This window comes from Mucilaginibacter pedocola, from assembly GCF_002013915.1.
Taxonomy (GTDB): Bacteria; Bacteroidota; Bacteroidia; order Sphingobacteriales; family Sphingobacteriaceae; genus Mucilaginibacter; species Mucilaginibacter pedocola.
This window is the reverse complement of record NZ_MBTF01000001.1, coordinates 444,612-469,606: the sequence shown is the minus strand read 5'-3', so window position 1 is coordinate 469,606 and position 24,995 is coordinate 444,612. Positions and strand designations below refer to the sequence as shown.

Genomic DNA, 24,995 nt, shown 5'->3' with positions numbered 1-24,995 from the left:
ATGGACTACTCCGAACGTAAACTCCTCACCGGATTGGCAATAGCGGCTTTTACGGTTTGGAAGCTTAGGGTGCAAAGCGCTGCCGTCAGCATGGCTCCGCCGCTGAGGGCAAATATCCACCAGCTGATGGTGGTTCGGTCGGCAAAATCTTCCATCCATTTGTTCATGGCGTAGTAAGCTAATGGTGTTACCAGCACAAAGGCCAATACAATAAGCCATATCAGTTCGGTAGAAAGCAGGGTGACTATTTGCGCTACCGATGCGCCTAACACTTTGCGTACGCCTATCTCCTTAGTACGCTGGCCGGTAGTGTAAATGGCTAATCCCAACAAACCAAGGCAGCTGATGAATATAGATAAACCTGTTGCCCAGGTAAGCAGTTGCGAAGTGTGCTGCTCGGCGGTGTAGAACTTAGCAATATTTTCATCAAAGAAGTTGTATTCAAAATCGTCTTCGGTGTAAATATCTTTCCATATTGTTTCGAAAGAGGCGATGGCCGCTTTCCACTCGTTTCCGCCTGCGGTTTGCGGTTTTAATTGAATATGGAAAGTGCGGTTGTTCCATTTGTTTTTGTAGGGCTGCATAATGCTGAGCGGCTTAATGGCTGCCTTTAACGATTTTTGATGAAAATCGGCCGCTACGCCTACTATCTCGTACAGTTTATCGTTGTACTTCAGCTGTTTGCTAATGGCCGCATTGGGGTTATTAAAGCCCAATACTTTAGCGTAAGTATTATTGATGATAAAGGCACGGCCGGTATCTGCAGGTGCGATGTTGCGGCCTGCCAATAGTTTTATGTTATAAACCTTGATGTAGTTTTCGTCGCCAAATTTTAGTTCCACCTCGGTTTTTACCTCTTTTTTACCATCAATGTACTCCATGGTTGATGAATTGGTATTACCCGATGATGGCGCTGCGCCCCCAACGCTTATCAGCTGTATTTGCGGTACCTGCCTCACGCGGTTCAAAAACACCTGCTGTTTATCGGTACTTAAACTTTTAAATGGCGTGCTGATGTTCACAATGGCATCCTTTTTAAAGCCCAAGTCCTTATGCAACGCGTAGTATATCTGTTTGCTAACCAAAATTGTAGCCATAATAAAGAACTGCGCAATAACAAACTGTGTAACCGTTAGCGATTTACGCAGCCAGGAATTGCGGGTTTTGCTGCTGTTGCTGGCTGCCTGGTTTTTAAGTACAGTAACCGGCTTATAATCCGAGAGTACCAAAGCCGGATAAAAGCCCGATAATACACTTACTAAAACAGTTAAGAGAATTAGGAACAGGATAAGATTGGGTTGTGCCAGCAGATCAATAGTAATGCCCGCCGGTATAAAATCTTTAAACAGCTTCAGGATCAGCGGCGCCAGCGCTACCGAAATAATAACGGCGAATAGTGTTACCAAAAAGGTTTCGCTCATGAACTGGGCTATCAGCTGCCCGCGTTTGCTGCCCATGGTTTTACGTATGCCAATTTCTTTTGCACGTTGCGATGCCTGTGCAGTGGTTAGGTTAATGAAATTGATACAACCTAATAACAACAGAAAGGCAGCGATAACCAACAGGCCATACAGCGTACTGCGGTTGGCCGTGCGTGCGCCATCGAAGGCGTAGTAACGCTGATCGAAGTGGATATCGTCCAGTTTTTGCAGGCCGAACTCGTGGGTGCTGCCTTTGTCTTCGGGTTTAGGCGGGTTATATTTTTTTATTAAACCGGTTAGTAATTTGGTGATGCCTGCTTCAGATGCACCATCCTTTAGTTTTATAAACAGTTGTGATGCTGAGGTGGTGTTACCCCACTGCGTCATCTGGAAATTATCTTTCAGCTGGTTACTGGCCAAGCCTGTACTGTAGCTGACGAAATCGGTAAATACAAAATCGGTGTTCTGTTTTGGGGTTTCTACAATGCCTGTTACGGTGGTGCGGATAGAATCTTCATAAACTATCTCTTTGCCTAAAATGTTGGCGTAGGGCATTTTAGGGAAGTATTTTTCGGCACGCTCCGAGGTAAGAACCACTTGGTACGGCGTATTTAGCGAAGTTTTGGCATTACCCGCCAGCCATTTATAAGGGAACAGATCAAAATAACGCGCATCGGCCAGCATAATACCGGTTTCCTTTTTCAGTTTGGTTTCGGCATTGCCTTTACCCGGCACCAGCACGCGGCTTTCGAACAGCGTAAAAAACGGTGCCGACTTTTCTACGCCGGGCACCTCGTTTTTAATGGCCAATGTTAAAGGCGCGCAAACCCCGCTATTGTAAGCAGGCTCGCCGGCAAAGGTGTAGTTAGATACCACACGGTAAATGCTTTTGGTGTTGCCATCGAACTGGTTGAATGTAAAATCGAAATGCACGATAAGGTATATCACCAATGCCGCACTGATACCAATAGACAGCCCGATAATATTGATGAACGTAAACAGCTTATGCCTGCGAAACCCGCGCAAGGCAATTTTGAAGTAGTTTTTAAGCATATGATTACACCGATTTTATTGGCACCGATTCCACCGATTAGCTCAGATTTCACCGATTTATTAGTTACTTAATTTATATCTATCTGCATATTTAAAATTTGCACATCCGCACCCCTATCCCCCATCTGCACATCATTCCGAACGTAAATTCTTCACCGGATTAGTTAGCGCAGCTTTGATGGCTTGCCAGCTTATCGTTAGCAGGGTAACCGCCAGGCTGATAATAATAGTAGCTACGAATACCCATGCACTAATGCTGGTATGGAAAATATACTTCTGCAGCCACTGGTTCATAAAGTACCAGCTAAGCGCCCCGCCTATAACAAAGGCAATTACCACCAACTGCACAAACTCTTTAGAAAGGTTAAACCATAGGTTGGCGATGGATGCGCCTAATACTTTACGGATACCGATCTCTTTACGGCGCTGTTCGGCCGAGAAGGATGCCAACCCGAATAAGCCCAGGCAGGATATTACAATAGCCAGTATGGTGAACCAGTTTGCCAATGTGCCTAATAATTGTTCGGTACTGTATTTTTGCGCGTATTGTTCATCTACAAACTTATAATCGAACGGGTACTCGGGTTTATACTTTTTGTAAACCGTATTAAGTTTAGCTATAGCATCGGATACCGAAAGCTTGTTATTCAGACGAATAGTTGCAGTACCGGCCCAGCCTTTCATAAAACCTACTATTACCGGGTCTACAGGCCTTGTTGGGTCGCCAAGTATAAAGTCCTGCATTACGCCCACTACGGTTCGTTTTGCGCCTTGCCAGTATACCTGGGTACCAAGCGGTTCTTTCATGCGCATCAGTTTCACGGCTGCCTGGTTTAGCATAATCGCGGTAGAATCTGATGGGCGCCCCATATCAAAATCGCGCCCTTCTATCAGCTTCACATTAAAGGTGCTTACAAAATGGTAGGTGGTCACCAACTGGTCTATAGGTATTTTATCTTCGCCCGGCAGTTGCCCCGGCCATGTGATGCCCCACGATGAACTATTGGTATTCGAAATACTGCTCGATGTACTTACCCCATCGCTAATAGCTCCGGTCTCTATAGCATCCCTGCGGAAAAGCTCGAAATCGTTATAAAGCCGGCCATCTAACGAAAGCTCCACCAAATTATTCTTATCGTAACCAGCCGGCAACGATTTGATGAACATCAGTTGCTTATAGATCAATATCGATGATAAGATAAACGCAGTTGCGATAACGAATTGCACCACAACCAAAATCTTTCTTGGCAGCATAGCTGCTTTACCTGCCTTATTAACACCTTTAAGCACTTTCACGGGCCTGAAAGACGACAGGAACAACGCCGGGTAGCTACCCGCTATTAGCCCGGTAATAAGTATGGTACCTAAACCGATAAGCCAAAAATTAACGGAGCCATAAGGCGCCTCGAGGTTTTTGCCGATAACGCCGTTGAAATAAGGCAATAGCCTGTTCACTAAGATCATGGCGAGCACAAATGCCAGCGCCGACATCAGCAGCGACTCGCCCATAAACTGCTTGATCAGCGAGAAACGCCCTGCGCCTACTGCCTTGCGCACGCCAACTTCCTTAGCTCGGTTTTCTGATCGTGCTGTAGACAAGTTCATAAAGTTGATGCAGGCTATCAGCAATATCACAATAGCCAGTATCATAAATAGTTGCACATACTCAATGCTGCCGCCAACGCTTTTGCCGTTTACAAATTTGCTGTGCAGGTGCAATTGCGAATATTGAAACAGGCTTACTTTAGTCGATTTACTATTTGGGTCGTTTTTGGCGATGAAGCCTGATATTTTGGCATTAAGGTTTGCCATATTGGTACCGGGCTTAACCAACACATACGTTTTAAACGAGTAATTGCCCCAGCCCGAAGTTTTCAGCCAGGGTTGGTCGGCCTCCAGCATGGCCCATGAGCCAACTGCATTAAATTTAAAGGAAGCATTGCTTGCAAAATCTTTAATAACGCCGGTAACCTTGGCGCTGCGTTCTTTGTTTATCTTCACAATTTTGCCCATCGCGTCCTCAGTGCCGAATAAAGATTTGGCGCCCGATTCTGTTAAAACGATAGATGATAGTTCTGAAAAGGCAGTTGCCCCGCTACCCTTTACAAATTCGATGGAGAAGATATCGAGGAACGAGGGATCTACCGAGGCGGTATTAATGTTAACAGATTTATCCTGGTAGGTATAGAGTTTATCGAAAGCCCAGTTCATACGGGCGGCTTTCTCAATTTCAGGGTAATCTTTCAGCATAGCCGCTGCCATAGGTACCGATGTGCTGCTGCCGCTTTGTATTTCGCCGTTGGCCGGCTGATGGCGCATTACCGTAAATATGCGCTCATCGTTTTTATATTGTTTATCGTAAGTGAGTTCGTTATAAACATACAGCATCAGCATAAAGCTTACAGCCATGCCCACGCCCAGCCCGCCTATATTAATAGCGCTGTATAATTTGTTTTTGTAGATGTTGCGCCAGGCGATTTTGAAGTAATTCTTTAACATGATGGTAGAAGTTAAATCCTAAGATCGAAACGCTAAATTCTAAAATTCAGGTTCAGATATTTAGAAACAAGTAAAATCGATACCAAAATTACAAATCATTGATTGTTAGATATTTAAATAGATTTCAATAATAACTTACTGTACGCCTGCGTAACAGCGATTGTTCGGTTATGATACACCTTGCGAAGTCAAAAGTCTTAAGGTTTAAGTCGGGAGCCTAAGTTTCAAAAATAAAAAGTCCGAAGGGCACGCACCATTTCGGACTTAATACTTTCGACTTCAGACTTAAAACTATTCCGAACGAAGGCTCCTCACCGGGTTGGCCAGCGCGGCTTTTACGGATTGGAAGCTGATGGTGATAAAGGCAATTACCACTGCCCCACCGCCGGCTGCAGCCACTATCCACCATTTAATGGTATCGCGATATGCAAAACCCGAGAGGAACCAGTGCTGCATACTGAACCAGGCCAGCGGCGATGCGATGATGATGGAAAGCACCACCAGCTTTATAAAATCTTTTGAGAGCATGCCCACAATAATGCCCACACTTGCGCCCAATACTTTGCGTATGCCTATCTCCTTGGTACGTTGCTCGGCAGCATAAGCCGCTAAGCCAAACAGGCCGAGGCAGGCAATAATGATGGCCATGGAGGTAAAGGCGATGAAGATACTGCCGATGCGTTGCTCGGTGCGGTAGGCGTTCTCAAAATTCTCGTCCATAAACGAGTAATTGAACTGTTGGTTAGGTGCAAAGGTGTGCCATTTATCTTTTATCTGTGCCAGCACTGCAGTAGCATTTGCGGGCGTGAGGCGAACGCTTAACGCACCCGAATTGCGGTCGAGAATGAACACGAGCGAGCTGATATTTTCGCGCAGCGAACTGAAGTTAAAATCCCTCACCACGCCTATTACATGCAGTTTTTGCAGCTTCTTGGCCATGTTATCCAGCGGCAGGTAAAGCTCTTTATTCAAAGCATCTTTATAGCCCAATACCTTTACGGCAGCTTCATTCAGGATAACGGCAGTAGAATCGGTTTTCATTTCGGCGGAGAAATTGCGGCCGTATTTTATCTTCATGCCCAATGTGCTCACGTAATCTTCGTCTATGTCCCAAATGGCGGTGTTCACGGCGTGTTTAGTATCCAGCGTAGGGCTTTCAAACAAGGTTGTATTGTTATTCCAGCCTCCTGTTGGGAGGTAGCCTGTCATGGTGGCGTTTACCACACCCGTCATGCGTTTTACTTCTTCTTTAAAGGCTTTTGCCTGCGGGCCTAATACGCCTGTGTTATTCACAATAAGTACCTGATCGCGGTTGTAGCCAAGGTCTTTAGCCTGTATATATTTTAGTTGGTGATAGATAACCAGCGTACCGATGATGAGGAATATAGATATAGAGAACTGGAACACCACCAAAAAGCTGCGCAGGTTGCTTCCTTTAAAACCGGTTGAAAGTTTCCCTTTCAATACATCAACCGGTTGAAATGCCGACAGGAAGAACGCCGGGTACGAACCGGCCAAACAGCCAATTACTATTACAATAAACAACAGCGCAGGCAGCAGCCAAAGCACGGTTTGCGCGGTAAATGCCAGTTGCTTATCTGCCATTTGATTGAACACCGGCAACAGCAACCAGGCGCTTATGATAGCTATAATAGTTGCCGCGAAAGTAACCAATACCGACTCCGACAGAAACTGCGCGATAAGCGCACTACGCGGCGAACCTAATGCCTTGCGCACCCCAACCTCGCGGGCGCGATTTGATGAACGTGCGGTGCTCAGGTTCATGAAGTTTACACAAGCTATCAGCAAAATAAATACCGCCACTGCCGAAAATATGTACACGTATTGGATGTTGCCATTGCGGCCCAGCTCGTCGTTAACGTTCGAGCGCAGGTGGATATCCAGCAAAGGCATCAGCGTCATTTTAAAATAGTTGCCGTCTTTCTCAAAGTCTGCATAGCTCATTTTGGTTGCCGCCTGCAGTTGCCCGCCAACATATTTCTCTATCATGGCCGGTATTTTGGCTTGGAGCACTTTAGGGTCGGCACCTTTTTTTAGTACAATGTAGGTGCTGAAGTTGTTGCTCAACCAGGCATCTTCCTTGCTTTCGTCAAGCGCGGTCATCGCCAAAAAGAAATCGAACCTAAAGTGCGATTGCTTGGGGATATCTTTAATAACGCCCGTTACTTTGTAGGGTATCGAATCGTTAAAGGTGAGCGTTTTACCCACCACATTGGTCGCATTGAAGTATTTTAGAGCGGTGGTTTCGTTTATTACCACGGTGCGCGGTTCGGTTAAGGCGGTTTTGGGGTCGCCTTGTATCATCGGCAAAGTAAAAACATCAAATAGCGTCGAATCTACATACACCATACGATCCTCCTGCACATTCTGCCCGTCTTTGCGCACATTGAAGCCGCCGCGCTCCCTAAAACGCACGGTTTGCTCTACCTCCGGGAAATCGTTCAGGAAGGTTTGAGCCAATGGCGCCGGCGAAACTGCATACTGGGTTGTTTTGCCGCCGAATTTGATATCGTTGTTTACGCGGTAAATGCGGTCGGCTTTGCTGTTGTAGGTATCGTAGCCCAGCTCATCTATCACATAAAATACAATGAGCATGCAAACGCAAAGGCCAAGGGCCAAACCCAATACGTTTATGGCTGTAAAGCCCTTATTCTTTTTAAGGCTGCGGAAAGCCGTTTTGAAGTAGTTTTTAAACATAGCGTGATGAAATTTAAGTACTTTATAAATTGAATGAACGGCAGCCCGCGCTGCCGTTTAACTTGATACAATTTGTTGCACGTTTACCCCTATTTAAAAACCGGGATAAATGATAAATATTCGACGCCTGTTTTCGCTACCAGGTTACTCGCTTCGCAAACTTTTTATAGGGTTGGCCAATGCCGCTTTTACCGACTGGAAACTTACCGTAACAAAAGCCACCACAACCGCAATAATCCCCGCCATTACAAACACCCAAGGCGAAATATCAATGCGATAGGCAAAATCCTGCAGCCACTTATGCATAGCATACCAGGTTACCGGTACCGATACCACAATGGCAATAATAACCAGTTTTAAAAACTCCGTAGACAGCATGCCGGTGATAGTGCCCGATGACGCGCCCAACACTTTACGTATACCTATCTCTTTCACCCGCTGGCGTATGCTGAAGGCAGCCAAACCGAACAAGCCAAGGCTGGCGATAATAACCGCGATAACGGCAAAGCCTGTAAATATTTTACCGGTACGCTGCTCGGCAACGTATAATTTGGCAAACTGATCATCGAGGAAGGTGTAGCTGAATGGGCCTTCGGCTTTGTATTCGTTCCATTGGTTTTTAGCTACTTCTATAAGGCCGCTCAAGTCGGCGGTTTTGGCTTTTATTATTACGGAGCCGTTGCTGTGACCGTAAAGCATCATTAGCGGGGCAATTTTTTCTTTGGCAGATGAGTAGTGGAAATCTTTCACCACCCCTACTATTTTAAATTCGCGCTGGCCCGAACGCACTATGGTACGCCCAATAGGGTCCGACTTACCCAAACCCAAGTCGCGCACCATCGCCTCATTCACCAATACCGATGCCGAATCTGCCGGGTATGCTGCCAGAAAATTACGGCCTTTGGCCATACTCATGCCCATGGTGGGTAAATAGCTTTCGTCTATGTGGTAAATATTGGCGTGTACCTCCTGCCTGCCGTCGGTTTCTTTCTCCGGTTTTACGTAAACCTGGGTACCATCGGCAAAGGCAACGGGCACATCGCTGGTGATGGTGGCGTTCATTACGCGTTTATCCTGCAAAAGCTGCTGTTTAAAGGCATCCAGGTTATTTCCCAGCGTGTAGGCATCGTTTATTACCAGTACCTGCTCTTTATCGTACCCCAGTTTTTTATTCTGCATATAATGTAACTGCTGGTATACCACAAAAGTGGCCACAATAAATGCGGTAGATATAGCGAATTGGAATACAATAAGCCCGCTGCGCAGTAAACTACGGTTGTTTTGGGTATTATTATTACCCTTCAAAACCTTTATCACCTGGAACGACGACAGGAAGAATGCCGGGTAAATACCCGCGGCAACACCTACCACCAGCGCCAGGCATACTTCTACAATTAACGCTTTGTAATTGAGGTAGAACGTCATATCCAACTGTTTCCCCGCTACATCGTTAAAATATGGCAATAACAAGTAAACCATAAGTAGTGCTATGCCGGTGGCCAGTATGGTCAGCATGGTAGATTCGGCGAGGAACTGCGTAACCAGGTTACCTTTAAGCGAACCCATTACTTTGCGGATGCCTACCTCTTTAGCGCGTTTAGCTGAAGCTGCGGTAGAAAGGTTCATGAAGTTGATGCAAGCCAATAGCAAAATGAAGATGGCCAACGCAGCAAAGATGTATACGTATTGGATATTACCATTGGCCTCTCGCTCGAATTTGGTGTGCGAATGCAGGTGGATATCGGCCAGCGGCATCAATGTAAACAGGAATGTACCTACGGATTTGCGGGCTTCGGCCAGGCTTACGCCCATATCCTCCTGCACCTCGGGTACCACAAATTTCTCTACCAATGCGGGGAACTGCGCTTCGAGCTTGCGTGGGTCGGCATTTTTATTAAGCAACAGGTAGGTGTAAAAACCCACGTTGCTCCAGGTTTTGCGGCGGCCTTCTACAAAAGAGGTCAGGCTGATAAAGGCATCAGCGTGGAAATGCGAATTCTCGGGCACACGGTCTATCACTCCGGTTATCTTTACTGCCCTGTCGCCAAATGTTAACAGCTTACCCATAGCAGATTCGTCGCCGAAGTATTTTTTAGCGAAGGCTTTGGTCACCACCATGCTATTGGGTTCTACCAGCGCATTTTTGCTATCGCCCTCCAGCAACGGAATAGAAAATAATTGCAGGAAATTAGAATCTATCCGGGCGATATTGGTTTCTTTAAATTGCAGGTTGTTATACTTTACAAATACCTGCGGGTTGTTTTGCAGGCGCGTAAAAGCTTCAATACCCGGTACGGCGCTTTTCATCCCCTCACCTACGGCTATATCAACAATGGGATAAGTATCCGTCCCCCCATTAGATACCGTACCAAGGTTGACCCGGTACAGTTGTTTGGCGTTTACCGAATAGGTATCGAAGGTAAGCTCCTGGTAAACATAACCGCTAATAAGCATGCAGCAAGCCAGCCCCACGGCCAGCCCGAACATATTGATAAAAGAGAATACCTTGTTTTTGGTAAGGCTTCTCCAGGCGATGGTTAAATAGTTTTTTATCATTATTTTATTGTGATTTCACCGATTAGCTACACCGATTCCACCGATTTCACCGATGATGCTATAGTTTGATAAATAAGATTTGTGCCACTTTTGTAATAAATTACAAATCAACAACTTAAGAATCAAACCAATAAACGAAGATGTTCGTAATCGGACGGTTGGGTGTTCGGTTACAGAAAGAGTTTGCGAATAAAAAGCGCTTCTTCTTATTAAACTACAGTTTTGTTTTCTATTATGATTATCGGTAAATTCGTAATAAAATATGATGCTATGGAACTTGTGATAGACCTTGATAAGATAAAGGATGCTTCTAAAAGAGAATGGCTTATAAACTCTTTGAAGTTAATGCGTATCGGTTTTGATACCCAAGAAAAACGGCAGACGCTTGATGAATATAACGAGGATTTAGAGAGAGGATATGCTCAAGTTCAACGTGGTGAATTCACAACTGTTGAAGACCTAAAAATAGAAGCAGCCAAGTGGTAGTAGTTTGGAGTGACGAAGCAAAAGCCGATTTGAAAAAAGCCTATAAATATATCGCGCTTACTTCGTTACAAAATGCAACAATAGTGTTAAACACGCTAATTGATTGCACTTTCGAATTATCGGCAAATCCTGAAAAATACACCTTTGATAAATTCAAGAAAAACAATGACGGAACTTGGCGAGCATTTGAAAAATACAAGTATCGCATTTCGTATCGTGTAATGGGAGACGAAATTATTATCGTTCGGATAAGGCACACAAAAATGTCGCCACTCAAATTTTAATTTTTATAAAAAAGGTTAGCCTCTTTTCGAAACTAACCTCTATTCTTTAACCTCTGATCTCTTTACTCCGAACGCAAACTCTTCACCGGATTTGCCAACGCAGCTTTCACCGCCTGGTAGCTTACCGTAGCTAAGGCGATAATAACGGTTACCATTGCCGCTGCTACGAACATCCACCAGCTTAGGGGGATACGGGTTTGGTAGTTTTGCAGCCATTTATCCATACCCCATATCGATACCGGTGTGGCTACTACTATCGCGATAGCAACCAATATTAAAAAGTCTTTTGATAATAAGGTAGTGAGGTTAAACACAGTTGCACCCAATACTTTGCGTACCCCTATTTCTTTTACACGCTGCTCGGCTGCATAGGCCGCTAAACCGAACAGACCCAGGCAAGAAATAATGATAGCCAATCCGCCGAACAGGTTTGCCAATGTTGCCATGAGTTTTTCGTTCTGGAATTTCTTCTCAAAATCGCCGTCTACAAAATTAATGGTTGGCGGGAAGAATGGGTTTATGGCCTTTAACGATTTGGTTATCGCATCCACATTAGCAGAAATACTGCGCGATGGGTTTAGGCGCAAACCAATTACCGAACCATAGTTGCCCGAAAATTGGGTAAGCATCGGCCTTGTCTTTTCGTAAGGCGAACCCCAAACAAAATCCTTGTAAACACCTACTATGGTAACCGGCTGATCGCCGTTTTTGATAATTGTTCCAACGGGGGTTTTAAGGTTCATTATTTTGGCGGCGCTCTCATTTATCAGCACGGTTTTGTGCGCTGTGTCTAAAGCATTACTGTTCGAAAATTCGCGTCCTTCTAAAAGTTTTACACCGGCAGTTTTGGTGAAACCCTCGCCTACCGAAAATATATCGATCAATACCTGCTGATCGTCGCGCTTACCGGGCCAGCTTACTCCCCAGGTATTACTGCCGGATGAAGTAATACTTGCCGACATAATGGCACCGCCGGTAATAGCGCCACTATTCTTCAGATCGTTGACAAAAACCTGTGCGTTCTTCTGCAGATCGCCTTCCATAGGTATCTCCACAAGGTTGTTCTTATCGAAACCGATAGGCATATCCTGCACATACTTGATCTGCCTGTATATGATAATGGTAGCACTTATCAGGAATACCGCTATGGCAAATTGCAACACCACCAAGATCTTCCGCAACGGCAATGCAGAACTACCACCCTTGAACATCCCTTTCAAAACCTTTATCGGTTCGAACGACGAGAGGTAAAAAGCAGGATAACTGCCCGCTAATAAGCCGCTCACCAGCCCTACACCTAATATAAAGGCCCAAGCGTAGCCTTCACTGTAGGGCAATTTTAAGGTAATACCGAGTAATTGGTTAAAATAAGGCAGGCTTAAAACAACGATGATAACCCCTATTATAGTAGAAAGCACCGAAAGGATAACTGACTCGGTAATGAACTGCCCGATAAGCGAACCCCTGCCCGAGCCAATGGCCTTGCGGATACCCACCTCTTTTGCACGCTCTTCCGACCGTGCCGTAGAAAGATTCATGAAGTTTACGCAGGCTATCAGTAAAATACAAATGGCCAGGGTGATGAAGAGTTGTATCTGGTCTATCATGCCACCTACAGCTTTGCCATCTTCAAACTTTCCGTACAGATGCAGTTTCGCAAACGGGTATAAAAAAAGAGCATTCTTGTTGCCATCGTTATGGCGGCCCACCATGCCTTTCATAATATTATTGGCGCGGGCTAAGCTTTTACTGTCCTTCAACTGCACCACCGTGCGGGCATAGTTACTTCCCCAGCCCGAGTCTTTAGCCCAGGGGTTAGAATCTTCGAACATTACCCAGGGCATCACAAATTCAAATTGAAAGGTAGCGTTTGCGGGCAGATCCTCAATTACCCCCGTAACCGTTAATGGCAATTGGTTATTGCGTTTAACGATCTTGTTCATCGGGTCTTCCTTACCAAATAATGTGGTAGCTAACGATTTAGTGATGATAAGCGAGTTAGGCAGTTTAAGGGCACTCGCCGCATTACCCTGTATAAACTTGTATGAAAAAATATCAAAGAAACCATCATCGGCGAACATGCCCTGCTTTTTAAAGGTGTTATCCTTATAGCTCAGCAAACCCTCGGCGGTATAATTGATCATCCTGACCGAACGTACCACACCCGGCACTTCGGTTTTTATAGCCTCTGCCGCCTGCCTTGGAGTAGCCGAAAAGGTGTAAATTTTACCATCGCCGGGCTGGTTATTCTCTACCAGGTAAATATTTTCGATGTTGTTAAATTGCTTATCGTAGCCCAAATGGTAGGCCACATACAGCACTAACAATAAACAACTGGCAATGCCGAGGGCTAAGCCACCGGCATTTAACAACGAAAAGCCCTTGTGTTTTACAATGCTTCTCCAGGCTACTTTAAGGTAATTTTTAAACATAGGGTTTGGGTTGATGGATAATGGTTCATAGTTGATGGTAAGAAACCAATAGATTGCCTACGAACCGTTATTTACAAAGTCATGGTTCATAACAGCAAGCCTGCCATGAACCATGCACTATCATCTATGAACTAATTATTATAACGAAACATTAACACTGCCGTCGCCGCGAACAGTTACCAGCGAGCCGCCGCCGTTCACTTTGCCTACAACGCGTTCTTTTTCTTTTTGGCCTTCAAATTTGCCGTTCATGGCAACGGTAACACGGTCGCCGCGTACATCAAGGTCTAAGCCTTTGTTCGATGGCAGTTGCAGGTCAACATGGCCCGAGTTACCGTCAATTTTTACGTATTTATCTACGCGGGTCATTTGCACGTGTATGCTGCCTGCGCTGGTAGATGCATCTACGCTACCTGCAATTTCGCTCAGGCTAACGCTGCCGCCGCTGGTGGTGGTGATCAGCTCGCCATCGATACCGTTACCATTAACCGAGCCGCCGCTTGTTTCAGCTTTTACAAAACCTTTCAGGCCTTGCAGTTTTAATGAGCCACCACTGGTTTCCAGTTTCATGCGGCCGCTGCAGTTGCTGGCGTTAATGCTGCCACCGCTGGTAGTCAGGTCTATCTCTTTGCTTGAGTTAGCTACGCTGATGCTACCGCCGCTGGTTTCGCCTTTTATAACACCTGCAACACCGCTGATGCTTAGGCTGCCGCCGCTGGTCTCAAAGTTTTGGTTGCCTGTTAAGTTAGCAATGCTGATGCTGCCGCCGCTGGTGTTCAGGTTGGTTTCGGTAGCTTTGTTTACAAACACACGGAAGCCAATGCTCAAGCTTTTTCTCCAGTTGGTAATATTGTGTTTTTGTTTAGCTGTAGCGTGCAATTCGCCGCCGCTTACTTTAACATCAAGGGTGTAATCTTCTTCCAGGCGTTTGGCAATTTCCTCCTTACTCAGGTTTTGGTTGTTGTTGCCAACCACGTAAACCTCAATGCGAGGCTCCTCGCCGCCTTTTACCGAAATGCTGCCACCGCTGGTATTCACAAACACGCTTTTGATGTTATCTGCCGATAACGATTTGGTCATATATGGCGTTTTCCAATCCTGTGCCGATGCTACGCCTGTAACCGAAGCCAGTGCTAAAAAGAATAATAGTTTTTTCATGTTGCTTAGTTTTATAATAAGATGCTTGTTGTTGTTAAATAGTTGCACTCATGGGAAAAGAATTTAGAACCAAGAGGCAAGAATCAAGAATTAAGAAGCCGTACGCTTTTTTGCGTCTTGATTCTTGACTCTCATCTCTTGAATCCCCCTCCGTCCCCTATTCGCTTTTTAAACTCTTCACCGGGTTAGCAAGCGCTGCTTTTACCGACTGTATGCTAATAGTTGCCAGGGCCACTACGCTTGCGCCTGCACCGGCCAGCAGAAATACCCACCAGTGGATGTTTATTTTATATTCAAAATCCTGCAGCCATTTATCCATAGCAAAATAGGCTATCGGGCAGGCAATGATCGTTGCAACGAAAACCAGTTTCATCAGGTCCGTACCCAGTAGGCTTACAATGCTGGTGACGCTGGCACCTAGTACTTTGCGTATGCCGATCTCTTTAATACGTTGCTCTGCGGTGAAGGTTACCAGACCAAATAACCCTAAACACGCAATGCTGATAGCCAGTATAGTAAATATCAACAGGATGTTGCCTTGCTTTTGCTCGGTTTGGTATTGGGCGGCAAAGTTTTGATCGAGGAAATGGAACTCCGGTTTATTTTCTATATCGAACTGCCCGTAAACTTTACCAATATAAGCCAACGACTCCCGGATGTTGTTTTTACCAATGCGCACGTACACATTGTCTTTATCATTCACCTCCTTAGGCAGGTACATGAACAACGGCATTATTTTATGCTGAAGCGAGTAGGTATTAAAATCTTTCACCACACCTATAATGGTGCGCACAATTAGTTTTCCGTCGTTATCGGTACCGATATTTACACGGCGGCCTATCGGGTTTTTCCGTCCTAATTTGTTTATTAGGGTTTGGTTCACAACAATGGCATCGTCAACATCGCTGGTAACATCCTTAGAGAAATTGCGCCCCTTGCTCATTTTAATTTGCATGGTAGGTATAAAATCTTCGTCAACCGAAAGGCGCTGCACCATAAAAGATTCAGCTGTTGACTTGCCATCGCTGCCTACGTTGAAACCACCGCTATTCAGGTTATTATTGCCAATAGGGTTGCCTGCAGTAGACGCATCTTCAATATTGGGGTTTTGTAAAAGCTGTTGCCTCAAAGCATCTGCCTTGGGCCTTACGCCCTGGCTAATATGGAAGGTAAGCGTTTGTGCTTTGTTGAAGCCAAGGTCTTTATCCATAGCAAAGCGCAGTTGCTGGTAAATAATACATGAACCAACGATCATCACGATAGTGATAACGAACTGAAACACCACCAGCGACTTGCGAAAGAAAATAGTTGCCATCTGGTTGCCCAGTTGCCCTTTTATGGCACTGATGGTACCAAAACCCGACAAGAACATGGCAGGATATGCCCCACTAAGCAACCCGGTAAATAAAGAGAAGCCGGCAAACAAAACCACTGTAGGCACAGTACCAAACTGCAACAATACCAGGTTTTTGCCGGATAATTGATTAAAATATGGCAAGGCAAATTGGATGATGGTAGCCGCAATAAGTGTAGCGATAAACGTCAACAGAACCGATTCGGCAAAGAACATGGCGATGAGCTGAGCCCTGTCTGACCCGATAACCTTGCGTACGCCTATCTCTTTCAGGCGGACAGATGAACGCGCGGTAGCCAGGTTCACATAATTGATAACCGCAATAATAAGTATCAGCAGCGCGGTAATAGTGAACACGTATACATAAGTGATATTGCCGTTAGCACCTAATTCGTACCCCAGGTTAGAGTGCAGGTGAATAGATGTAAGCGGCTGCAGCTCTAAATTGAATTTCAAATCGCCCAGCCCGTTTTTTAAGTATTTGTTGTAGAAGGCGCCACTTGCTGCTTCGATGGCATTTTTGCTATCGGCATTTTTAAGAAGCAGGTAAGTGTATATACCCGAATCATCCCAGCTGCTGGTAAAACCTTCACGTAACGAGCGCAGCGCTTTAAAGGTAAAGTGCGAGTTTACAGGCACATCGGCAATAACGCCGGTTACATTAGTTGCCTGCCCGTCTACCGATATGGTTTTATTCAGGGCATTCTCTGCATCGCCAAAAAGGTTTTCGGCAAAGGTTTTGGTGAGTACAATGCTTTGCGGTTTGCTTAGTGCGGTTTGCGCATCACCCTGTAAAAACTGGTAGCTGAATATTTTGAAGATGGCATTATCTGCAAGCAGCATGTTGCCCTCATTGATGGTTTTATCGCCAATAGTAATTTTACCTCCGCCCTCGGCATCTATACGGGCAGTTTCTTCTACCTGCGGGAAATCGGCCTTCAACGCAGCGGCGTATGGTGCTGATGTGATAGCAAAATCATACTTACCACTGCTCCAGGTGGCGTGTTGTGCAACGCGGAAGATACGGTCGGCTTTGGTATTGTAGCGGTCGTAGCTCAACTCATCGGTTACATACAAGGCTATCAGCCAAAAAGCAGCTATACCTACCGCCAGGCCAAATATATTGATGAACGAGAAGGCTTTGTGCTTCTGCAAGTTCCTCCAGGCTATTTTAAAGTAATTCCTAAGCATGATGTATTGGTTTGGTATATTCATAGTAAAAGATATACCAAACATACAAAATGCTGTTTATAAGCCAATTAAGTAGTTTTAATAAATTATGCGTGTACGCCTGTGTTACAGCGCGGTGTTCGGTAATGATACATCTTGGGCCGCGGTGAGTGGTGAATAGAGAGTGGTGAATGGTTGTTTTTATCGTCGCGTTCAAATAGCATGATGAGTAGCCAAAATCAATTTTCTAGCTACTCACCATTCACGGATCAACCATTTACCACACGCTCAACTACTCACTACTCCCTTAATCAACTACTCACTCCGAGCGTAAGCGACGCACCGGGTTAGCCATTGCCGCTTTTACGGCCTGGAAGCTGATGGTGATGAACGCAATTACCACAGCTATGATACCTGCGGCGGCGTATACCCACCAGCTGATGTTGATGCGGTAGGCAAAATCTTCAAGCCATTTGCCCATTAGCCAGCCCGAAAGCGGTGCGGCTATCAACAACGCGACAAGCACCAGCATAATAAAATCTCGGGATAGTAAAGTCACCAATCCCGATACGGTTGCACCCAACACTTTACGGATACCTATCTCTTTACCACGTTGCTCTGCTGTAAAAGCAGCTAAACCAAATAAACCCAGCGAAGATATCATTATTGCTACTACGGCAAATACCGACATCAGGCCCGATGATTTGGCATCGTCTTTATAAAGCTTATCAAATTCCTGATCGAGGAAACTGTACTCCAACGGCTCACCGCTGAAGTATTGGCCCCACACGGCGGATATCTTTTTAATGGCATCATCCTGTTTGCCCGGCGCAATGCCTATCAAAAAGGTGTTCACCCAATCCTGGCTGTTCTTGAAAATGGCCGGGTTTATTTTTTCGTGCATGCTGCGGTAGTTAAAATCCTTCACCACACCAATTACCTGCCCGGTATCGCCACGTGATACAAAACGCTGGCCAACGTAGGGCTTATGCAGGTGCAGCTCCTTAGCGGCTGTTTCGTTCAGTACTGCATTCTTCTCGTCGGCCTTATCACCGCTATTGAACCAGCGGCCGTCCAGCATATTAAGTTTTACAATTTTGGTGTAATCGGGGTCCACATTGAAAAAGGCTATCGATGGATCGAAATCCTTTGCGCGGCCATCCCAATCGGTGCCGCCCGATGACAGGTTTTGGTTATCCTGTATCGAATGCGTACCCATCATTGATACGCCATTGATACCTGCCTGCGACAGCAGCGACTGTTTAATGCTTATGCACAAACTTGTACGCGCATCGCCTTTGTATTTATAAAACACACTCATGGGTACCGAAACTGTAAGTACCTGCTCGCGCTTATACCCCGGGTTTTGCGAATTGATAAAATTAAGCTGGCGATAAATAATAATAACGCCGATGATGAGAAAGATAGAGAACGTAAACTGCACTACTACAAGCCCTTTACGTAAGGAGCTGTCTTTCATTTTAAGCACACTGCTGCCTCGGAAAATGCTCATAGGCTTGAACGATGATAGTAACAGCGCAGGGTAAATACTGTTGAGCGCTATGGCGGCGAGCAAAGTACCTACCAATATCAACCCAACATAACCGGAACCAGCAATAAGCGAAAAGTTGCGGCCTGTGAATTGGTTAAAAGCAGGCAGGCTTGCCCATATGATAAGCAAAGTTAATATTAAAGCCAAAACACTTACCAAAGCCGATTCGGCAATAAACTGCATGAACAGCTGCCCCCGGCCCGCTCCTACTATCTTTTTAACGCTTACCTCTTTGGCACGCAGGCTTGCCCGCGCAGTGGTTAGGTTAACATAGTTGATACAGGCGATCAGCAAAAGCAAAACACCGAGGGCAACAAAAATGTAGGCAACCTTTTTATCACCATGTTGCAGGGCTGAGTTTTGAAGGTCGTTCTCAAAATGCAGGGCAGCCAATGGCGTAAGCCCTATATTGAGGTTTGCCTCTTTACGGTTTTTGAATAATATCTGCTTGATCTTTTCTGAGACCGGCTTCATACGAACGTTCGGGCGGACCTTCACAAATGTGAGGTAGTTAAAATTGCCCCATTGCAGATCGTTATCCTTGTTGCTCTTGTTGATTTGTTTGGCAGCAACAGGTATCAGAATATCGAATTGAAAGCTGCTGTTTGCCGGCACATCTTTCATAACGGCCTGCACCTGGTAATTAGTCGAATCTATCTTGATGGTTTTGCCGACGGCATCAAGGGTATTAAAATACTTTTTGGCTTTAGTTTCGGATAGTATCAGGCTGAAAGGGTTGTGCGTAAACGCCGCCGCATTACCCCGTACAAAATCATATTTAAAAACGTTGAACCACTCGTTATCTACATAAGCGGTTGTTTTCTCGCTGAAAAACTCGCCATTGATGTTTAAGTACATCGAGCGGTATTTATTCGGCGAAATACGGGTAACATTCTCCACCTCGGGTATCTCCTTTTTCATTGCTTCGCCTAAAACGTATGGCGAATTCTCCCATATCCAGGTCGAGGTTTTATCAACTGCCAGGTAGTTTTTTACGCGGTATATGTTCGCCGCATCGTCCTGGTTCTTATCGAACGAGAACTCGTTTTGCACCCAAATAAAAATGAGCACTGCCGCAGCCATCCCAACAGATAAGCCGCCGATATTAATAATGCTGGTTGCCTTGTGGCTGCGCAAACTGCGCCATGCTGATTTTATCATATTCTATTTTTAAGATTTCACCGATTATTTAATACCGATTCCACAGATTCTCTCCGATTCCACCGATTAGTTAGTCCATGGTCGATAGTCCATAGACCATAGTCGGAAATAATTTTTACTATGGACTATCGACCATGGACTATGGACTTCTCCTTACTCGCTCCGCAAACTCTTCACCGGATTGGCCAGTGCTGCTTTGATGGATTGGAAACTGATGGTGGCAAATGCAACGATCAGTGCCACTACACCTGCTGAAGCTAACACCCACCAACTGATACTGATGCGGAACTCGAAATCGAGCAGCCATTGGTTCATAAAATACCAGGCTGCGGGTATAGCTATAATGGCCGCGACTATCACCAATTTCAGGAAATCGCGCGATAATACGCCCACTATTTGCGGCACGCTTGCACCCAATACCTTGCGCACACCAATTTCTTTTACACGCTGGGTAATGGTAAATGCTGATAAACCAAATAACCCAAGGCAAGCTATGAATATGGCAATTACAGAGAACGTGGTGAACAGTTTCCCCTGCTGCTGCTCGGCGCTGTATAACTTGCCAAAGCGTTCATCCAGAAAAGTGTAATCGAATGGCGTTTCGGGCAGGTATTTGCGCCAAATGTTTTCTACTGCGGCAATGGCTGCTTTAGGGTTAGCTCCGTTTATTTTGATGGACATCCTTCCGAAATTGCCTCTTTCTGCAGGCAACTGGAACACCAACGGAATGATCTTTTGATGTAACGATTCGAAGTGGAAATCTTTCACCACGCCTATTACCTTGCCATTGATGCCGCCATACCTCAGGTCTTTACCTATGGCAGCATCGTTATTTTTCCACCCGAAGGCGCGTACTGCTGCTTCGTTAATGATGGTGTTATTGGTATCTGTAGGGAAAGCTACCGAAAAGTTACGCCCGGCGGCCATCTGCATACCGTAGGTAGGTATAAAGCCATAGTCGGTGTGAAGGTACTTTAAGTCAAATTTTACGGGTTGTTCGCTGCCGCCTTCAATCAGCGAAGCTCCTTGCGAATCGAGCAGCCTGCCGGATGGTATGCGTGAGGAGCGGCCCACTTCCTTCACTTGCCCGCTTTTCAGCAGGTCATCCTTAAAGGCCTCATATTGCGGGGTAAGCCCTCTTTCGTACCCCATGGTGATGATATGCTCTTTATTAAAGCCCAAAGCTTTGTTTTGGATAAACTGCAACTGCTGAAAAACCACCGCCGTAGCTACGATCAAAATAATAGAGATAGAAAACTGCAGCACCACCAGCACCTGCCTGAACGATACATTACCCGAGCCAACTTTTAATATACCTTTCAGCACCTTTGCCGGGATGAACGAAGACATGAACAATGCCGGGTAAATACCGCTTATGAGCCCGATAACAAAAGGCAGCGCCAGTACAGGCAACAATACTTTGGCATTTAACAAGCTGCCAAATGATAGGTTAAGTTCCGACATACTGTTTATCCATGGCAGCAACACCACCGTTAGTGCAATGGCCAATACCAGCGCCACGCAGGTGATCAATACTGATTCGCTGAGGAACTGGGAGATGATCTCGCCCCTTTGTGCACCGATCACTTTGCGGATACCTATCTCTTTCGCACGCAGCACTGACCTTGCAGTAGCCAAATTCATGTAATTGATGCAGGCAATAAGCAGGATAAACAGCGCTATGGCCGAGAATATGTATACGCGTTTAATATCGCCGTTCTGCTCTATCTCATCATCCAAATGCGAGCGCAGGTGTATATCGGTCAGCTTTTGGAAGTCGATCTTGGTTTGCAGGTGTGTTTTCACCGTACCGCCCAGGTTCACGTATTTATCCAAGAAGTCGGGCAGTTGCGCTTCTATGCGGGCGGTATTATAACCTTTTTGGAAAAGCAAATAGGTATAAATAAAATTGCCACCGAAATCGTGCTCCAAGTCTATCTTACCGAAAATAGTGCTATCTTTTAGGGTATTGAATGAGAACAGCATTTCCGGATGCAGGTGTGCATTTTGCGGGAAGGCTTTGAATACTCCGGTAACTTTAAACTCGTGTTTGTTATCGTCGAGGCGCAGACCTTTGTTCATTGGGTCTTCGTCGCCAAAGTATTTTTTAGCAATAGTTTCGCTCAGCATAATGCTATATGGGTCAACCAGTGCGGTTTTTGCATCGCCTTTGGTTAACGCTACATCGAATACATCAAAGAAATGCTCATCGGCCACAAAGGTGCCTTTCTCGTTAAACAGTTTCTCTTTGTAGTGCAGTGCACTTGTGCCGGTTGGGATAACCCGCGTTATCTGTTTAATATCCGGGAATGCCGTTTGCAGCAGCGGACCGAACGGTGGCGCAACGGCACTCAAATGCAAACTCTCTACCCCAGGCTGCGAATAAAAGGTGCGCGTTACGCGGTAGGTATCATCGGCATTGGTATTGTAGTTATCGTAGCTATTCTCGTTGATGATATACGTCAATATCAGCAAACAGCAGGCAAGCCCCACGGTAAGCCCGAAGATATTGATGAACGAGATGAATTTGTGCCGGGTAATATTACGCAAGGCACTTTTTAAATAATTTTTTATCATGATTACACCGATTTATTGGCACCGATTTCACAGATTTTCTCCGATTCAACCGATTCTTTTGATTACACCATTTTTTCCTTCATCTGCACATCTGAAATTTGCACATCTGCATATCATTCCGACCGTAGGCTCTTCACCGGGTTTGCTACTGCTGCTCTTAATGCGTGATAGCTGATGGTTACGATCGCAGTTATCACCGCTACTATACCTGCCGCTGCAAATACCCACCAAGGTATAGCTATGCGGTAGGCAAAGTTTTGCAGCCAGTTGTGCATGGCCCACCAGGCTATCGGCGAGGCTATCACTGCCGATATGGTCACAAGCTTTACAAAATCGATAGTTAATAAAGACGTAATGGCGCTCAGGCTCGCGCCTAATACTTTGCGTATGCCTATCTCTTTGGCGCGCTGCTCTATTGTGAATGCGGTTAAGCCGAAAAGCCCCATCGTAGCCAGTAAAATGGTAATGCCGGTGAATATGCTGAAGATAGATGATAGCCTGTCTTCTGCCTTATATTGCTCGTTAAAGGCATCATCCATAAAGGTATAGCTGAATGGCGTGCCGTTGCTGTATTTTTTGTAGATGCCCTCCATATTGCCCAATAGGGTTGGCAAATTGGTATTCGGTTTTATTTTGGCGAAAAGGCTGCAGCCCAACTTTGCCCAAACCGTAGTGGTATCGGGTGCGATGAACAAGCCTAAAGGCTCAATGGTCGACTGCATCGAACTGAAGTTAAAGTTCTTCACCACGCCGGTTACTTCAAACATTTGGTCGCCTGCCTGTATGTAGCTGCCTACCGGGTTGGGCTTTAAATGCAGCTTCTCAATTGCTTCCTCGTTGATCACCATCTTGTCGGGGCCTATCATGCTGGCTTCAGAGACCGGGGATATCTTCCACTTCAGGTTTAGTGTATTAATATAATGGTTATCAACCGATAATGCAGCCAAAGCAACACTTTCACCTTTGGTTTTACCGTCTACAAAATTCATATCATAGCCTTTGAACATGGCATAGTGCGAGGTAGCTGTGTTAGCTATTCCTCCCAAAGAGGCAATATCCTGCTTAAAGGCGGGGTAATTGCTGCCGAAGCTATTGCCAACGGGTATCATTACAATATTCTCGCGGTCCATACCCGTATCGGTATGGCGGAAAAAGTACAGCTGCCGGTCGATGATGATGCCGCAGATGATGAGCCCGACCGATATAGCGAACTGCAAAGTAGTAAACACTTTACGCACGGCAACGCCGCCGGTTTGTTTGCTCATTTTGCCTTTCAGCGTAGCAATGGGTTTAAATGCCGACAGAACTAATGACGGATAACTACCTGCAATTAAAACAGTTATAACAAATAATGCAAGCAGCAATAAAAGCACCAGCGGACTGTATAAAAACGAATTATCTATATTCATTTGCAGCACGTTGGTAAACCATGGCTTAAAAGCGTAGCAAAGTATGTAGCCCAATACAAAAGATAACAGCGTAAATATGCCCGACTCTACATAAAACTGCATGGCAATAGTTTTTCGCCCCGCGCCCGATACTTTGCGCACGCCTACTTCTTTAGCGCGCAGTGTAGAGCGGGCGGTAGAAAGGCTCATGTAATTCACCAATGCCAGCAGCAATATCAGCACCGCCACCAGCGGGAATATCTTCAGGTATTTAGTATTAGAGGCATCGCCGAAATTGCTTTTCAGGTGCATATCTGCCAGTGGCGAAAGGCTGAATTTGATATTATCGAAAGCGTCCTTATCATTTTTAGCCAGTTGCTCCATCCCTGCTTTTACTTTGGCGGTATCGGCAGCCCTCTTCAGCGTCAGGTACACATCGAACCTGCCGGGGCCCACGCCCTGTCCTTCGGTATATTTCGCACCTTCTTTCATGGCGGCAAGGCTGGCGTTAGATGCGATGAAGTTGTATTTAATAGATGAATTACTAGGGCTATTCTCGGCAACGCCGGTAACCTGGTAAGTATAGGTGCTATCGGTTTTTATGGCGATGGTTTTACCCACAGGGTCTTGCCCCGCAAAATACTTATCCGCCATCTCCTGCGAAAGCACTACCGAGTATGGCTTGGTAAGCACATCTGCCGTACTACCCGTTTTCAGTTTGAAGGAAAAGAAATCGAAGAAATTGGCGTCGGCATATAGCAGGCCCTCATCCGCAAGCTTTCTATCGGGCGTGGCCGGGTTGTTTACCAGCAGCGGTTTAGTATAGGTCATGGTGCGCAGGTAGCCATCTACCCCGGGCTGCGTTTGTTTGGCAATGGGGCCGGTGGCATAACTCATGTATGCCATGTTCATTTGGTTGCCGCCTATGTTCAGCGTAGCGTGTATGCCGTAGGTACGATCACCGTTTTTATGGAAACTGTCGTACGTCATCTCATGCGAAACATACATCAGAATGGTCATGCAAACGGCCAGCCCCACGGCCAAACCACTGATATTGATCAGGCTGTACATTTTCTGCCTCGACAGGTTGCGAAAGGCGATCTTGATATAGTTCTTTATCATCTTATTGTTTCACCGATTACACAGATTCTTTTGATTCCACCGATTAGTTAGTCCATGGTTGATA

General features: G+C 45.6%; 12 protein-coding genes. 2 read left to right on the top strand and 10 right to left on the bottom strand.

Annotation, left to right across the window (positions count from 1 at the left end; genetic code table 11):
• Positions 1-5: 5 nt before the first annotated feature.
• From BC343_RS01970 to BC343_RS01955, 4 genes are all read right to left on the bottom strand, one after another.
• Positions 6-2,474 (bottom strand): ABC transporter permease, encoded by a 2,469-nt coding sequence (locus BC343_RS01970; RefSeq protein WP_078346032.1) that lies wholly within the window; start codon positions 2,472-2,474, stop codon positions 6-8.
• 132 nt (positions 2,475-2,606) lie between these two features.
• The gene (locus BC343_RS01965; RefSeq protein ID WP_078346031.1) at positions 2,607-4,973 is read right to left on the bottom strand and encodes an ABC transporter permease; all 2,367 of its coding nucleotides are present in this window, start codon (positions 4,971-4,973) and stop codon (positions 2,607-2,609) included.
• Between the two features lie 291 nt (positions 4,974-5,264).
• Positions 5,265-7,691, bottom strand: coding sequence for an ABC transporter permease (locus tag BC343_RS01960; protein ID WP_078346030.1), 2,427 nt, complete (start codon positions 7,689-7,691; stop codon positions 5,265-5,267).
• Between the two features lie 144 nt (positions 7,692-7,835).
• Positions 7,836-10,247, bottom strand: a complete 2,412-nt coding sequence (locus BC343_RS01955; RefSeq protein WP_078346029.1) for an ABC transporter permease — start codon at positions 10,245-10,247, stop codon at positions 7,836-7,838.
• Positions 10,248-10,481: 234 nt separating this feature from the next.
• Here BC343_RS01955 and BC343_RS01950 point away from each other — a divergent pair, with 234 nt between their 5' ends.
• Together BC343_RS01950 and BC343_RS01945 are read left to right on the top strand one after the other, a co-directional pair.
• Positions 10,482-10,733, top strand: a complete 252-nt coding sequence (locus tag BC343_RS01950) for a hypothetical protein (protein WP_238381685.1) — start codon at positions 10,482-10,484, stop codon at positions 10,731-10,733.
• On the top strand, positions 10,727-11,017 hold the full coding sequence (locus BC343_RS01945) for a type II toxin-antitoxin system RelE/ParE family toxin (protein WP_078346028.1): 291 nt from the start codon (positions 10,727-10,729) through the stop codon (positions 11,015-11,017). Before BC343_RS01950 ends, BC343_RS01945 begins: the two co-directional genes overlap by 7 nt.
• Before the next feature lie 62 nt (positions 11,018-11,079).
• On the opposite strand, the gene BC343_RS01940 is transcribed toward BC343_RS01945, so the two are convergent.
• The 6 genes from BC343_RS01940 to BC343_RS01915 all read right to left on the bottom strand — a co-directional run bounded on the left by BC343_RS01940 (position 11,080) and on the right by BC343_RS01915 (position 24,931).
• Complete coding sequence (locus tag BC343_RS01940; RefSeq protein ID WP_078346027.1) at positions 11,080-13,449, bottom strand: ABC transporter permease; 2,370 nt, start codon at positions 13,447-13,449, stop codon at positions 11,080-11,082.
• A 138-nt stretch (positions 13,450-13,587) separates the two neighbouring features.
• The gene (locus BC343_RS01935) at positions 13,588-14,607 is read right to left on the bottom strand and encodes a DUF4097 family beta strand repeat-containing protein (RefSeq protein ID WP_078346026.1); all 1,020 of its coding nucleotides are present in this window, start codon (positions 14,605-14,607) and stop codon (positions 13,588-13,590) included.
• Positions 14,608-14,764: 157 nt separating this feature from the next.
• Positions 14,765-17,152 carry an ABC transporter permease gene (locus tag BC343_RS01930; protein WP_078346478.1) on the bottom strand — a complete coding sequence of 796 codons (2,388 nt, stop codon included), beginning with the start codon at positions 17,150-17,152 and terminating at the stop codon, positions 14,765-14,767.
• A gap of 298 nt (positions 17,153-17,450) precedes the next feature.
• Positions 17,451-19,844, bottom strand: coding sequence for an ABC transporter permease (locus tag BC343_RS01925; RefSeq protein ID WP_078346025.1), 2,394 nt, complete (start codon positions 19,842-19,844; stop codon positions 17,451-17,453).
• A 153-nt stretch (positions 19,845-19,997) separates the two neighbouring features.
• Complete coding sequence (locus BC343_RS01920; protein WP_078346024.1) at positions 19,998-22,421, bottom strand: ABC transporter permease; 2,424 nt, start codon at positions 22,419-22,421, stop codon at positions 19,998-20,000.
• A gap of 113 nt (positions 22,422-22,534) precedes the next feature.
• Entirely contained in the window at positions 22,535-24,931 is a 2,397-nt protein-coding gene (locus BC343_RS01915; RefSeq protein ID WP_078346023.1) for an ABC transporter permease, read from the bottom strand.
• Positions 24,932-24,995 lie beyond the last annotated feature (64 nt).

What these genes read in the sequence shown, in the direction of transcription:
- BC343_RS01950 (WP_238381685.1), top strand. Translation starts at nt 10,482, where the DNA reads ATGATTATCGGTAAATTCGTAATAAAATATGATGCTATGGAACTTGTG.
- BC343_RS01930 (WP_078346478.1), bottom strand. Translation starts at nt 17,152, where the DNA reads ATGCTTAGGAATTACTTTAAAATAGCCTGGAGGAACTTGCAGAAGCAC.
- BC343_RS01955 (WP_078346029.1), bottom strand. Translation starts at nt 10,247, where the DNA reads ATGATAAAAAACTATTTAACCATCGCCTGGAGAAGCCTTACCAAAAAC.
- BC343_RS01965 (WP_078346031.1), bottom strand. Translation starts at nt 4,973, where the DNA reads ATGTTAAAGAATTACTTCAAAATCGCCTGGCGCAACATCTACAAAAAC.
- BC343_RS01925 (WP_078346025.1), bottom strand. Translation starts at nt 19,844, where the DNA reads ATGATAAAATCAGCATGGCGCAGTTTGCGCAGCCACAAGGCAACCAGC.
- BC343_RS01960 (WP_078346030.1), bottom strand. Translation starts at nt 7,691, where the DNA reads ATGTTTAAAAACTACTTCAAAACGGCTTTCCGCAGCCTTAAAAAGAAT.
- BC343_RS01920 (WP_078346024.1), bottom strand. Translation starts at nt 22,421, where the DNA reads ATGATAAAAAATTATTTAAAAAGTGCCTTGCGTAATATTACCCGGCAC.
- BC343_RS01970 (WP_078346032.1), bottom strand. Translation starts at nt 2,474, where the DNA reads ATGCTTAAAAACTACTTCAAAATTGCCTTGCGCGGGTTTCGCAGGCAT.
- BC343_RS01940 (WP_078346027.1), bottom strand. Translation starts at nt 13,449, where the DNA reads ATGTTTAAAAATTACCTTAAAGTAGCCTGGAGAAGCATTGTAAAACAC.
- BC343_RS01915 (WP_078346023.1), bottom strand. Translation starts at nt 24,931, where the DNA reads ATGATAAAGAACTATATCAAGATCGCCTTTCGCAACCTGTCGAGGCAG.
- BC343_RS01935 (WP_078346026.1), bottom strand. Translation starts at nt 14,607, where the DNA reads ATGAAAAAACTATTATTCTTTTTAGCACTGGCTTCGGTTACAGGCGTA.